This is a genomic window from Methylothermus subterraneus (genome assembly GCF_054656915.1).
Window position 1 is genome coordinate 167,410 of the sequence record NZ_BAAHXK010000004.1, and the last position, 13,139, is coordinate 180,548.

Below are 13,139 nucleotides of genomic sequence, written 5' to 3' on the forward strand. Positions count from 1 at the left end.
TAACGGTTGTATACTCAAGCCGGAAAGCCAAGTTGAGGAGGGTAAAAACATGAGCAAGCGTTGGTTGGCTGTTATGCTGGGGGCGCTGGTGGGGTCTTCGGCGTTGGCCGACGTCAAGGCCATCGTCGCTTACCGGCAAGGGACGATGAAAGCGCTTGGCGGGCACACCGCCGCCTTAAAGGCGATCTTCGCCGAAGGCCAAACCCAATTTTTGCCCGATGCGCGGGCGCACGGCGAGGCGATTTTAAGGCTTTCCAAGTCGATTCCGCAAATGTTCCCCAAGGGAAGCGAGTACCGCAAGAGCGCGGCCAAGAAAGAAATCTGGCAGAACTTCGACGATTTTATCGCCCGCGCTCAGAACCTCGAGCGCCTCGCGGAAGCGTTCGTGCAGGCGGCCCAAGCAAACGATGCGGCGGCGATGCAGGCGGCGTTCCAGAAGATGGGGAAAGAAGGCTGCGGCGGTTGCCATGAAAAGTACCGCAAGGATTGAGCGGTGGTTGTGGCTGGTCGGCTGGCTGCTGTGGCTAAGTTCGACAGGGGCGGCGGAGAAGGAGGCGCAGGTCCTGCGCGGGGAGATGCTGTTTGCCCTAGGCGGCTGCAGCAACTGCCATACCGCCGAAGGCGGCCCGATTCTGGGCGGGGGGGAGCTGAAAACCCCGTTTGGGACGTTTTACCCTCCCAACCTCACGCCCGACCCGGAAACCGGGATCGGCAAGTGGAGCGAGGAAGAGTTCATCCGCGCCCTGAGGGAGGGGATCTCGCCGCAGGGCCAACCTTATTATCCGGCCTTTCCTTTCACCTCCTACACGCGCATGAACGTGCAGGACGTCCGCGCGCTCAGGGCGTATCTTAAGACGCTGCCGGCGGTCAAGCGCAAGTCCCCGAACCATGAGTTGCGCTTTCCTTTCAACCTGCGCGCGGGGTTGTGGGTTTGGCGCTGGCTGTACTTCCGGCCGGAGCGCTTCAAACCCGACCCCTTCCGCTCGGAGCGCTGGAACCGCGGCGCGTATTGGGTGGAGGCGGTGGGTCACTGCGGCGAGTGCCACACCCCGCGTAACTTTCTTGGCGCCTTGGACCGCAGCCGCGCCTATGCCGGGGCGGTGTTGGGGGAGATCCGGGCGCCGAACATCACCCCCGACCCCGATCACGGCATCGGCGAGTGGAGCGAGGCGGACCTTGTGTATTTCTTCAAGACCGGGATCAAACCCGACGGCGATACCGTAAGCGGCGAGATGGCCAAAGTGATCCGAAACGGCACCGCCAAGCTGCCCGAGGAGGACTTGCGCGCGATCGCCGAGTATCTCAAAAGCCTGCCGCCGATCGCCGCCGAGCCTTAAGCTCCCCCGATGGAAACGGTTTTAAGGGGTATCGAGGGATTGCCGGATCGGCTTAAGTTTTTGTATCCGCTGCTGCTGCAGCAGGCAAGCTACCGGCGCCGCGCCGTCAACCGGCCCTTTGTCACCTTAAGCTACGCCCAAAGCCTAGACGGCAGCATCGCTCCCGAACCCGGCCGGGCGTGCGCTTTGAGCGGCAGAGAATCGCTGGAGATGACCCATCAGCTTCGCGCCTGCCACCAGGCGCTGCTGGTGGGGGTGGAGACGATTTTGACCGACGATCCGCGGCTGAACGTGCGGTATGTGGCCGGCGAAGATCCTCGGCCGGTGATTTTGGACAGCCGCCTGCGCTTTCCGGAAACCGCGCGGGTGCTCAGCGCCTCCCGCAAGCGGCCGTGGCTGTTTGCTTCCTTTACGGCGCCGGAGGCGCGTCGGCGGCGCCTGGAGGCGTTGGGGATCCGCCTGTTTTGCGTACCGGAGGAGAGCCCCGGGCGGCTCGACTTGATCGCGGTGTTGCGTTGCCTGGCCGCCGAAGGGATCGGCACGTTGATGGTGGAGGGCGGGGGATGCGTGATCCAGGCGTTTTTGCGCCGGCGCCTGGTGGACTACTGCGTGCTGACGCTGGCGCCGCGGTTTCTGGGCGGGGTTCGGGCGCTGGCGGAAAAGGTAGAGGTGCCATTGGTCAACTGCAGGTATCGACGATTGGGGGCCGACCTGGTGGTGCTCGGCCGGGTAGGAGTGAGTCCATGAAAGCCCTGGCGCTGTTTCATACCGCGCCGCGCCGGGTGGAAGCGCGCGAGGTGACTTTGGCCGCCCCAGGCGCCGGGCAGGTGTTGGTGAAAAGCTGGTATTCGGCGGTCAGCCCCGGAACCGAAAAGCGCATCTTCGCCGGCGAGCTGCCTCAAGACCTGCCTTTGGATGCCACCCTGCCGGCGCTTTCTGGAAGCTTTGGTTATCCATTTCGTTACGGCTACGCCCTGATCGGCGAGGTGGCCGCGGCCGGTCCCGGGGCGGAAGCGTGGCTAGGTAAGCGCGTGTTTTTGTTCCACCCGCATCAGTCCCACGCCGTAGTGGCGGCGTCGGAATGCCTGCCGGTGCCGGAGGATATTGCCGACGAGGACGCTCTTTTCTTTGCCAATCTGGAGTCGGCGGTGAGTTTTGTCCACGACGCGGCTCCCCGGCTCGGGGAGCGCGTGTTGGTGGTCGGGCTTGGCGTCGTGGGGCTGTTGACGGTGGCGATTCTGGCCCGCTTTCCGGTCGCGCTGTACGCTTGCGATCCCATCGCCGAGCGCCGCCGTTTGGCGCAAAACTTAGGGGCTTTGACCTTCGACCCGGACAGGCCGCCGGAGGGAGATTTTGATCTGGCGATCGAGCTTTCCGGCAGCGCGGCCGGGCTGCAGTCGGCCATCGACCTGACCGGGGTGTCCGGCCGCATCGTCCTCGCTTCCTGGTATCGCGGCAAAGTGACGCTGGATCTGGGCGGAGCCTTCCACCGCAGCCGCATCCGCCTGCTCGCCAGCCAGGTGAGCCGCATCGACCCGGAGCTCTCCGGCCGCTGGGACAAGGCGCGCCGTCATACTCTGGTGTGGGAAAGGCTGCGGGATATTCGCCCCGGCCGCCTCGTCAGCCACCGCTTTCCCTTGGAGGCGGCCCAGGAGGTTTTCGAGCGGCTGGAGCGCGCCGAGCTGCTCCAGCCGGTGTTCGTCTATGGGAGCGAGATTGGGTCAGGAGGATTGCAAGCATGTACCGATTAGCCCTAGCGCGCGACTTTATCGCCCGCCACTACTTGATCGGTGGCGACTTCGGCGCCGAGAACCTCGAGCACAGCCACGCCTACAGGCTGGAGGTGCGCCTTGCCGGCGAGCGCCTGGACCGCCACGGCTACCTCATCGATCTTACGGTTTTAGAACAGGCGGTCGAGGAGGTGCTGGCGCGCTTTCGCGACCGCTGCTTGAACGAGCTGGCCGAGTTTGCCGGCCTCAACCCGAGTCTGGAACACTTTTGCCGGATCGTCTGGCAGCAGCTCAACGCGCGCCTAGGCAAGGGCGGCGTGCGCCTGGAGGTGCGGTTGTGGGAGAACCCCAGCGCCTGGGCGGCGTATGACGGTGGATGAACTCATCTTATACCTCGAGGCCAAAGCCGCGCTGGACCGGCGCAGCCTAAACCCCCACGTGTTTGAGATTTTCCGCGCCGCGCTTGCCGGCGCGCCGGAAGTCGAGATCATCGATCTGGGCACCGGCACCGGAGCGATGCTGCGCCATTTGGCCTTGCATTTGGCCAATCCCAGGTTGGTTTTGACCGGGGTGGAGCGCGAGGCGGCTTTAGCCGAGGCGGCGGTTGGACTTTGCCGCAAGGCGCTGGAGGAGGCGGGCTGGCGCCTGATCTTAGCGGAAGACGGCTTCGAGGCCAGGCGGGGCGGGTGTTGGCGCAAGCTGCGGTTCGTCAACGCCGACGGCTTGGCGTTTGATCCTAAAGCGCCGTGCCAGGCGGTCTGCGCCCACACTTTCATGGATCTGGTTCCCCTGGCCCGGACGCTGGCCAAGGTAAAAGGCTGGTTGGTCCCGGGAGGGGTGTTTTACGCCACCTGCAACTACGACGGCGGCACGGCGTTGTTTCCGGCGTATTCCGACCTGGACTTCGAGGCCGAACTCCTCGCCCGCTACGACCGTTCGATGGAGCTTCGGCGCGTAGGCCAAGAGGCCACCGGCGGGGCCCTGTGCGGCCGCCGCCTGCATCAGGCGCTGCTCACGGCGGGGTGGGAGGTCTTGGGCTTTGGCAGTTCCGACTGGAACCTGACTCCGGTGCGGGGCGGCTATCGCGACGCCGACGCGGTGGTGCTCGAGGCCTTGCTCGCGATGATCCGCGGCGAAGGCGAGGGGCTGGAGGAGCGGGCGTTGGAAGCTTGGCACCAAGAGCGATTGGCGCAGCTTCGAGCCGGGCGGCTCGGGCTCATCGTCCATCAGCTGGATCTCGTGGCCGTACGGCCTTAAAGCACAGCCCGCCGCGTAGGGCCGAAATCCTAAGCCACTTCCCCGGCCAGTCGAGCGCGGTCAACCCCCATCCCAGCAGCCAAGGCAAATTGCCGCGCGGGACAAAGCGCCAGTAATCCAGGCAGACCAGCTCCAAGCCGGATTCTTGCACCAGGCGGCGGACTTTGGCGGCGTCCAGGAATTCGTCGCTGCTTAGGATTTGCCAAGGCCGGTGCGGCCGGCGGTACCAGAAAAAGTTCGCGTTGGGGGTGAGGCAGATAAGCGCGCCGCCGGGTTTGAGCACCCGGCGGAGCTGGCCAAACGCGGCCCTTTTGTCCGGCACGTGTTCGAGCACGCCCACCATCAGCGCCACGTCGACGCTGGCGTCTTGCACCCCGCTCAAGGTCTCGGCCGAAGAGACAAACAGTTCGATTCCTGTCCAGCCGCGGTTGCGGCACAGCGTGCGGGCGCGCTCGATCATCGCCGGCGAGAGGTCGATGCCTACGCGGCGCTGAAATTTGGGCGCCAGCGCCAACAAGTGGATCCCCGTGCCGCAGCCGATTTCCAGCAAAGTGCCGCGGGAAGTTCCCGCCAGCAGCCGGTCGATGAGCTTGAGGCGGTAGCGCAGCAGGCGCTCGGGGTGGCCGTGGAGGTCGCGGTAATCGCCCGCCAGCGCGTCGAAGAAGGCCCGGATGTCAGCTTGGTCGCGGACCGGCACCGGTTCGTTGGGAGGCATGATGGCGCTTGCAGATCGTCCAGAAACTGGTTAGGAAAGAAACCACCAAGGCCGCTGTCAAGGCGGCCAGCACCCAGCGGTAACCGGCAGGCGGCGGCCACAGCCCCAAGATCAAGCCGAGCAGAGCGATTGCCCCGATGGGGCGGGCCAGCGGTTGCGGCGGCAGCGCAAGGTCTCGGCGGGTCAGCCTGAGCGCGAGGACGAAGCCGTAACGCAGCCCGCCGCCGATCAGGATCCAAACAGGAACGCCTGCGGCGCAGTAGAGGAGGGCAGTCAGAGCCAAAGTGAACAAGGCGTCGGTCTCTTTATCGAAGAGATCGCCAAACGCCGAGGCCAGCTTCAAACGCACAGCCAGCCAGCCGTCGATCCCGTCCAGGAGCCACAGGAGAAGGGCCAAGGCCACCGCCCCTTGGCCCGTCGCCGAGCCGCCAAGCAGCCCTAAAACCCCCGCCAGCCGCAGCAGGGTGACCCAGTTGGCCGCGCCGAAGCGCCCGGACGGGGTCCAGCGCCCGCGCTGCTGCCACACCAAAACCAGAAACGAAGCCCCCGCGCCGGCGGCCAGCAAAGGCAACGGCAAGGCCTTGACCGCGACCAAAAAGCTCATGGCCAGCAGCGCGGCGGCGTGGAGCGTACTCCAACGCTCCAGGGCACAGGGTTCCGGCAAGTCGGCAGGCTCGGCGCGCATGAACCGATTATACTGCTTTGGATGCGAATCGTGCTCGCGCAACCCCCTTACCCCCACCCTTCCGGCGGGTGCCGGTACAACCGCGCCCTGCTCGAGCAGGCAAGGCGCCGGGGGTTGCCGCTGCGGCTTTGGTCCTGGCGCGCCGGGGAACGCCCCCCGCCGGCGGACGTGCTGTTCTGGGACAGCCTGGGTTTGCCCGCGCTGGTCGAGCAACCCCTGCCGCAAGGGACGATCCACGTGTTGTTGCTGCACTACTTGCCCTCCCTAGACCCTGGGCTTTCTACAGCCCAGCGCTTGGCTTGGGAACGCCTCGAAGAACAGGTGCTGGCGCGCTTTACCCACGTGCTGCTCACCGGCCCTGGGTTAGGGGAAGCTTTACGCTGGCGCTTTGATCGCTGGATCTGGCTGTGCGAGCCGGGGGTGGAGGAGGCGTTTTTCGCGGCGCCGAAGCGCCCGGCCTTTTCGCCCGCCGGCTTGGAGTTGGTGACGGTGGCGAACCTGTTGCCGGCCAAGGGGCACTTGGAGTTGCTTGAGGTGTTGGCGGGGCTGCGCCGCTATCCCTGGCGCTGGCATTGGGTGGGTTCGGGCGCCGTGGATCCGGAACACGCCCTCAAGCTGCGGCGCAAGATCCGCGCGCTCGGGCTTGGGGGGCGGGTGATCCATCACGGCGCGCTTGCGGCGGCGCGCCTGATCCGGTTGCTGGATGCCGCCGACTGGTTTTTGTTTCCCAGCCGCTTTGAGAGCTTCGGCATGGCGCTTGCCGAGGCGGCGGCGCGGCGGGTGCCGGCGATCAGCAGCCGGGTGGGAGCGGCAGAGCGCTGGGTGATCCCAGGGCGCACCGGTTGGCTGCTTGAGCCAGGCGATTTAAGCGGGTTTGCCAAAGCCTTGGCGCGCTGCTTGAGCGCCCCTAAACCGAAGCGGGTTTGGCAGCAAGGCTACCTTGGGTTGCCGCCGCCGCCGGATTCTGCCCAGGCGTTCGAGCGCTTTTGGGGCATCTGCCTTAAGCTTTCCAGGCTCGGGCAAGGACGACCGACATAAAAGCCTTGCACGTAATTCACCTGAAGCTCGCGCAAAATCTGCCAGGTCGCCTCGTCTTCCACGCCCTCGGCGACCACCTTTTGCCCGTAACCGTGGGCCAAGGTCGTGATCGCCTTGACGAAAGCGCGGTCGCGCGGGTCTTGGGCCAGTTTGCTGATGAACGACTTGTCGATCTTGACGTAGGCGAACGGAAGCTGCTTGAGATAATGGAAGGAGGCAAACCCGGCGCCGAAATCGTCGATGGCGAAGCGAAAACCGAGCTTGGCCATCGCCTCGATGATCTTGCGGGCGGCGGCGACGTCGGTGACCGCCGCGGTTTCCGTCACCTCGAGCAGCAGTTGCCAAGGCGCCAATTGCCCGGATTGCACCTCAGCCTGCAACCGCTCCAGCCACTGCGTGTCGGTTAGGGCGTTGGCGGAGAGGTTGATCGACAGGATCGGCTTAAAATGGGTGTTCTCTTTGAGCACTCGAATCGCTTCTTCGATGACAAAGCGGTCGATCGCCGGCATCAGCCCGGAGCGCTGGGCGGCGTCGATGAAGGATCCGGGCAGGATCAAGGTCCCATCGTCCTGCTTGAGGCGCAGCAAGGCTTCGTAGTAAGCAACCGCGCCGCTTTTGGCGTCGGCAATGGGCTGGTAATGAAACACAAACTGCCTGTGTTTTAACGCTTGACTGAGGACTTCCTTCCAATAGATGCGTTTTCCCGCTTCCTCTTTCGCCCGATCGGCAAAAGAAAAGACGTGAAATCTCCCGCGGCCTTCTTGTTTGGCTTGGTACATGGCGAGATCGGCGTTGGCTAACAGATCTTCGAGGTTGTCGCCGTGTTCCGGGATCATGGCGATCCCGATGCTGGCGGAGATCCTATAGGTTCGGCCGGCGTAGTGAAACGGGGTCTCGAGCAGGCGCGCGTTTAATTCCCGGGCAAAGGTTGCCGCCCCCGAGGCGTTGGTGTCGACCATCAACACCGCGAATTCATCGCCGCCAAGGCGCGCGACCGTGTCCGAGCTCCGCGTCCGCTCTTTGAGGACCTGCGCGAGTCGCTTGAGCAAGGCGTCGCCGGCGGCGTGCCCGCTCGAATCGTTGATGTCCTTGAAGTGATCTAGGTCAAACAGCACCAAGGCGGCGCTTCTTTGACTGCGCGCCAGTTCCGCCAGGGTTCGCTCCAGCTCTTCCTGAAAGCGATGGCGGTTGAACAGCCCGGTCAAGGGATCGTGGGTGGCCAGCCAGGCCAATCGGGCTTCGGCGCGCACGCGGTCGGTGACGTCCAGACCCACCGAGAGCACGGCGATCTGGGAGTGGGCCTCCCTAAGCCGCGTATGCACCCAGACGATATGGCGCAGCGTGCCGTCGCGGCAGCGAATTTCGGCCTCGTGTTGGAATCGAAAACCTCCCTCGCCGGCAGGTTGCTTTGCCCATTGCAGAAAACTCTCGGCGGCATTGGCATGGCGAAACAGCGAGGCAAAGGGGCGTTCGTAGAGTTCTTGGGCGGCAAAACCGAGCAGCCGCACGCCGTGCTCGTTGACCGTTTTGATAATGCCTTCTTGGGTCTGGGTGAGGATGAGGACGTAGGCGGCGTTGAGCAGACCGCGGATGAAATCGCGCTCGTTGGCCAGTTCCCGGTTTTTTGCGGCCAAGGCCCGAGACTGATCTTCGAGTTGGTACGCGAGGGCGGTGGCGGTGACCTCGAGCACGTCGATTTCATCGTAAAGCACGCTGTTTTGGCGGGAGTTCCACGCGGCGCGGGCGTCTTGATATTTCCCGCGGGCGAGCAGGGGAAGCGTGCTCGCCAGCTGCTGCAAGCGCTTCGTAGGCGCGCGGATCAACAGCAGCAGGAGGAGTTCTCCAAGCGCGGCGATGGCGCCGGCTTCGAGCAGCACCATCAAGGTCGCTTGGCGGATCTTGGCAACCGCGTCGGTCACATCGGAAAACAAGACGATCCATCCCGGCGGGGCTTCGATCAGCTCGGCTAGCGGGATGCGGTAAATCGCGTAGGTCGATTGTTGCCAGCGGACGAAGACGCCGTTTTCCAGTTGGCCCGGGGCAAAATCGCGCTTTTGCAGGGCGCCGACCAAGGGTTCTAACGCAGGGCGGTTGGTAAGCGCCACGACCTGGCCTAACCGGCTCGCTGCCGGCGCCTCTTGGAGAAAAATCCCCAGCTCGGTGTTGGCGCCGGTGATGGCGCGAAAGTCGAGGATTAAGTCGGCGAGCGATTGAGTGACGCCGAGCACGCGGGTATTTTGCCCGGGGGTGGGCAGGATCGGCACCAGGGCGCGCAGGAAGCATTCTCCCGCGCAGCTCAACCGCGCGATCGGCGCCTCATGCTCCCGAACCCAAGCGACCTGCGGCGCGATCTCGACCGTGGGAGGCTGCTCCTTGGGCCATTGCCAGACGAGTCGACCTTCCTCGCTAAACAGTTCGATGCGGTGCAGGTCGAGCTCGTAACTGAGCGCGGCCAAGCGCGCCAGATTCTCCTCGGGCGGAAGGGAGGGTGTGGCTAAGACCCACATCGCCGCCGCCGAGCCCAGCCGCTGCAGGCGGTCGCTGGCGCGCGTGAGCAGGCCGTGCATTTCTTGCTTGATGGTGGCAAAGCGCGCATGGAGTTGCTCTTCGAGCTGCTGGCGCAGGTAAAAGGAGTGCAGCACCCCGAAGGTGGCGGTCAAGGCCACGATGAGCAGGCTGAGGTGGAAGAAGACCTTCCAACGCAGGCTGACGAAGCGGCGGATCGGGCGGTTGGCTGGCTCTTGCATGCGTGCTCGAGGGTGTTCTTGGATTATAAGACGTACTCGAGGCTTAGGTCTTACTGAATATAGGTTAAGACCGCCATTCTTTGAGCCTAAGAAGGCCCCAGGCGATCAGAAAGGCAAAGGCAAAGCGCCGGGTGACCACGGCGAACGCGCGGTAGCCGGTGAAGATGCGGCGCCATTGCCGCTGCACCGTCTCTTCCCCGCCCAGAGCCAAGGTCTCAAGGTGGGCGATGATGGCATCGCGGGCCAAAGCGGCATGACCTGCGGCCAGATTGTCGATCGCCTGATGCAGGCGCACGATGGTGGCGTCCAAACCGTGAGATTCCAGCGCAAAAATCAAGCGTTGATAAGTGCGGCCTAGGCCGCTCAGTTCGATGGCGAGATTGAGCCCCAACAGTTCCGGCAGAAAATCCTCGGAGAATTGGCCGATAGCGAGCAAAAACGCCGGCAGGTCAAAGGCCCCAGGGATAAAGCCGGGGTGGTGGATGAAAGCTTCCGAGTCAAACGGCGGCAATTCGATTCCCGCTTGCTCAAGCAGCTTACGGTAAACGTTGGCGTGGTTGCGACCGGGGTCGCCGTCGCCGACCTCGTCGCGGAAGATTCGCCACAAGGCCCGACCGAGCGGGGGATGGAGGCGCGCCAGCGTCGGCGACCGGGCCAGCCAGCTTCCATCTACCAGGATCGCCGGCGCCAGCTGTTCGATGCCAAAGCGGCAGGCGGCCTTGGACAGCCAGGGGCGGGGCGGGGCGGGCTCGAGGCGATTGGCGCGCGCGTGGAGCGTTTCCACCCACCGGCGCAGAGCCTCTTCGGTATAGGCAAACGGCGGTTTGCTCTCGGCGCGGGCGAGGACCTTGGCCGCTAGGGCGCGGGCCGCGGGCAAGCAGGCGGGGAATCGTTGCGCGTGCAGCAACCGGTGATAGAGCTGGGGGCAGTTAAGGCGCCTTGCGCTTTCCTGTTCCACCGCCGGGGGAAGGGGCAGGGGTTCGGCAAGGACAACCGGGCGGCGCCGGTTTGGGCGCGCCTTCTCCCCGCTTAGCCAGCGTTCGAGGAGCGCGCGTTCGGTCCGATCGAATACGCCAAACATGGGGCCGCCGAAGGCAAGGGCCTTTAGCAAGCGGTCGCGCCAGGGCGCCTTACGCAGCGCGTCCAGGAACGCCTCGCCGGTATCGCTTGGCAATTCCGCCAGCCAGTCGTCTAAAGGCCGCCCTTCAAGCTCGATGCGGGCGTGGTAACCAAGGCCAAAACGCGCCTTCTCGCGCAGCAGGGCCAGGACCTGGCGGCGCGGATCGGCGGCGAGCGCCTCCCAGGCGGCCAACCAGGCGCGGCTGCGCCGGTGGTAAAAAGCGATGCCGGCGGCCAGCCGATCCGGGTCGGGGTTGGATTCGGTCAGGCACGCCGATACCGCCTCCTCGACGGCTTGCAAAGCGTCCCGTTCGATCGGGACGAAGGAAAACAAGCCGCCGGCGAGCCGGACGTGGGCCAGGGTGATCCCCAAAATCTCCGGCAAGAACGCCTCCCCCCAGCGCGCCAGGGCAGTCAGCCAGGCCAGGTCAGCGCGCAAGGGCTCGGGGACGGGAGCCGGGCATCCCGCAAAGGCAAGGCGCCTTTGGGCTACCGCGGTCTCCAGAGCCGCTTGCAAGCGCAGCAGTGCCGCTCCCGTCGAGGTATGGGCGTTGGCCGGCGTCACCGCCCCTTCCAGCCAGCACCCTTCGCGCCGGCCGATGGCGGCAAACCAAGACCGAAAGCGTTCCCGCAGCGGGCCAGTCGGTGGGGTCCATGCGGGTGGTCCCGGGTCCTCCGTGGGGGCCAAAAGCGCGCGCAGCCAGCGGATTTCCGTATCAGCTTGGGGCTTCGGGGGCGGCCACATGGGGTTTCAAGAACAGATACTCTTCGAGCACGAGAAGGTCCAAGCCGCAGCTCATGAACGTCGCCACCGCGTCCTCGACGCGATCGAGGATGGGTTTGCCCATTAAATTAAAGCTGGTATTGAGCAGCACCGGCACCCCGGTCTGGCGGTGAAAGGCAGAAAGCAGGCGGTGAAACCTCGGGTTCCACTCCCGGCGCACGCTCTGCACCCGCCCGGTCCCGTCCGCGTGCACCACCGCCGGCACCTTGGCCTGCGCCTCCGGCCTAAAGCGCAACGCCCGCTCCATGTAGGGGGAGGTCTGGTAGTTCTGGAAGTACTCTGGGCCGTACTCGTCCAGGATGGCCGGGGCAAAGGGGCGGAACTCCTCGCGGAATTTGACCTGGGCGTTGATCCGGTCTTTCATCGCCGGGTCCCGGGGATCGGCCAGGATCGATCGATTGCCCAGGGCGCGCGGGCCGAACTCGGCGCGCCCTTGAACCCAGCCGACCACGTGGCCGCGGGCCAGATAGGCGGCCACCGTCTGCTCTAGGGTTTGGGCGAGGCGGTAGTATTTAAGCCCGCTGAAAGCGCACAAGCGCGCAAGCTCCGCCGCCTCCAAGGCGCGGCCCAGGTAAGGGGAGGCGCAGGTGGGCGGAAGTCTCTGGTGGTCCTGGCGCCAGGCCAAAAGCGCCGCCCCTAAGGCGGTGCCGTCGTCGGCCGGAGCGTAAGGAACGTGCAGGGCTTTAAACGGCGTCTGCTGGAGCAGCCTGCCGTTGCACGAAGAGTTAAGCGCGCAGCCGCCGCTCAGCACCAGATTGCGGCTAGGGGCTTGGGCGTGTAAGTTGGCGGCCAGTTGGCAGACCAGCTCGGTGAAGAACTCTTGTCCGGTCCGCGCCAGATCGGCGACTTTGAGCGCCGGCTCCCCGGGTTTGCGCCGCCGCGCCTCGAATTCGGGCAAGCTTTTCAGGATGGCGTTTAGATCTTGGCGCAAGTCCAAGCCCTCGACCCACAGCATGCGCCGCAGTAGTTTAAGGAGCGCGGCGTCCGCTTGCCCGTAGGCGGCCAGGCCCATGACCTTCCATTCTTCCCCGGCCAGCCAATCAAAACCGCACAGCTCGGTCAGCCACATGTAGAAAAACCCCAGGCTTGCGATTCCGCGCCCGACGTGGATGCGCTCCAGTTTCCCGTCTTGGTAGCGATACGCGGCCAAAGATCCGCGCTCGCCGTAAGAGTCCAGGATCAGGCAGGCGGCTTCGGCAAACGGGCTGGAAAAGCACGCCAGCGCGGCGTGGCAGTCGTGGTGATCGAAATGCCTAAAGCTCAAGCGGGTGTTTGGAAAATGTTCGCTCGCCTGGCGCACCAGGTTGACCCCTCCTAAGGCAAGGCTGGCGTTCTGGCAGGCGAGCATGTGGAAGAGTTTGTACTTCTCCAGAAAGGTGGCGCGGTCGCGGTAGCCCTGAGCGATCAGGCCTGGGGGCGAAAAATAGCCCAGCCAACGGCTAGTGTGCTCGTACCAGGGGCGATGCAAAGACCAGTTGGCGGCGATCACCCATTCGGCTTTAGGGTCAAGGTAGCGCTTCAGCCAGGCGGTGACATGGGGCAAAGGATCGGGGGGACAGTTCAGTCCCCGCTTAAACTGCAAGCAGCGCTCGGTAGCTTCGGCGAACGCGACCGACCCTTCTTCATCCACGATGGCGATGGCCGGGTCGTGATAGGTGGTGCACAAGCCGATGTAGGCTTTGGCTGTCATAAAGGAGCAGCGTGATAATCTTTTACGGGTATTTTAA

The 13,139-nt window shown here is 64.7% G+C and carries 12 protein-coding genes; 7 read left to right on the forward strand and 5 right to left on the reverse strand.

Going from position 1 to position 13,139, the window contains the following annotated elements:
- Positions 1 to 49 precede the first annotated feature (49 nt).
- Genes ACYQ3M_RS05360 through ACYQ3M_RS05385 form a run of 6 tightly spaced genes read left to right on the forward strand, consistent with a single transcriptional unit; the run spans position 50 to position 4,324 of the window.
- Positions 50 to 490: a c-type cytochrome gene (locus ACYQ3M_RS05360; RefSeq protein ID WP_460035030.1), complete on the forward strand. Its 441-nt coding sequence runs from the start codon at positions 50 to 52 to the stop codon at positions 488 to 490.
- On the forward strand, positions 468 to 1,337 hold the full coding sequence (locus tag ACYQ3M_RS05365) for a c-type cytochrome (RefSeq protein WP_460035031.1): 870 nt from the start codon (positions 468 to 470) through the stop codon (positions 1,335 to 1,337). The genes ACYQ3M_RS05360 and ACYQ3M_RS05365 overlap by 23 nt, the downstream gene beginning before the upstream one ends.
- Positions 1,338 to 1,346: 9 nt before the next feature.
- Positions 1,347 to 2,084, forward strand: coding sequence for a RibD family protein (locus tag ACYQ3M_RS05370; RefSeq protein WP_460035032.1), 738 nt, complete (start codon positions 1,347 to 1,349; stop codon positions 2,082 to 2,084).
- Positions 2,081 to 3,088: a zinc-dependent alcohol dehydrogenase gene (locus tag ACYQ3M_RS05375; RefSeq protein ID WP_460035033.1), complete on the forward strand. Its 1,008-nt coding sequence runs from the start codon at positions 2,081 to 2,083 to the stop codon at positions 3,086 to 3,088. Before ACYQ3M_RS05370 ends, ACYQ3M_RS05375 begins: the two co-directional genes overlap by 4 nt.
- Positions 3,076 to 3,447: a 6-pyruvoyl trahydropterin synthase family protein gene (locus ACYQ3M_RS05380; protein ID WP_460035034.1), complete on the forward strand. Its 372-nt coding sequence runs from the start codon at positions 3,076 to 3,078 to the stop codon at positions 3,445 to 3,447. Before ACYQ3M_RS05375 ends, ACYQ3M_RS05380 begins: the two co-directional genes overlap by 13 nt.
- Positions 3,434 to 4,324, forward strand: coding sequence for a class I SAM-dependent methyltransferase (locus ACYQ3M_RS05385; RefSeq protein WP_460035035.1), 891 nt, complete (start codon positions 3,434 to 3,436; stop codon positions 4,322 to 4,324). Before ACYQ3M_RS05380 ends, ACYQ3M_RS05385 begins: the two co-directional genes overlap by 14 nt.
- Here the strand turns inward: ACYQ3M_RS05385 and ACYQ3M_RS05390 are convergent.
- Positions 4,284 to 5,039, reverse strand: coding sequence for a class I SAM-dependent methyltransferase (locus ACYQ3M_RS05390; RefSeq protein ID WP_460035036.1), 756 nt, complete (start codon positions 5,037 to 5,039; stop codon positions 4,284 to 4,286). The two genes, ACYQ3M_RS05385 and ACYQ3M_RS05390, sit on opposite strands and share 41 nt — an antisense overlap.
- Positions 4,999 to 5,724: a CDP-alcohol phosphatidyltransferase family protein gene (locus ACYQ3M_RS05395; RefSeq protein WP_460035037.1), complete on the reverse strand. Its 726-nt coding sequence runs from the start codon at positions 5,722 to 5,724 to the stop codon at positions 4,999 to 5,001. The genes ACYQ3M_RS05390 and ACYQ3M_RS05395 overlap by 41 nt, the downstream gene beginning before the upstream one ends.
- Positions 5,725 to 5,754: 30 nt before the next feature.
- Between ACYQ3M_RS05395 and ACYQ3M_RS05400 the strand changes: the two genes are divergently transcribed.
- Positions 5,755 to 6,762: a glycosyltransferase family 4 protein gene (locus tag ACYQ3M_RS05400; protein ID WP_460035038.1), complete on the forward strand. Its 1,008-nt coding sequence runs from the start codon at positions 5,755 to 5,757 to the stop codon at positions 6,760 to 6,762.
- On the opposite strand, the gene ACYQ3M_RS05405 is transcribed toward ACYQ3M_RS05400, so the two are convergent.
- From ACYQ3M_RS05405 to ACYQ3M_RS05415, 3 genes are all read right to left on the reverse strand, one after another.
- Positions 6,660 to 9,509, reverse strand: coding sequence for a bifunctional diguanylate cyclase/phosphodiesterase (locus ACYQ3M_RS05405; protein ID WP_460035039.1), 2,850 nt, complete (start codon positions 9,507 to 9,509; stop codon positions 6,660 to 6,662). The genes ACYQ3M_RS05400 and ACYQ3M_RS05405 overlap by 103 nt on opposite strands.
- A 64-nt stretch (positions 9,510 to 9,573) precedes the next feature.
- Complete coding sequence (locus ACYQ3M_RS05410) at positions 9,574 to 11,373, reverse strand: iron-containing redox enzyme family protein (protein ID WP_460035040.1); 1,800 nt, start codon at positions 11,371 to 11,373, stop codon at positions 9,574 to 9,576.
- The gene (locus ACYQ3M_RS05415) at positions 11,345 to 13,102 is read right to left on the reverse strand and encodes a carbamoyltransferase family protein (protein WP_460035041.1); all 1,758 of its coding nucleotides are present in this window, start codon (positions 13,100 to 13,102) and stop codon (positions 11,345 to 11,347) included. The genes ACYQ3M_RS05410 and ACYQ3M_RS05415 overlap by 29 nt, the downstream gene beginning before the upstream one ends.
- Positions 13,103 to 13,139 lie beyond the last annotated feature (37 nt).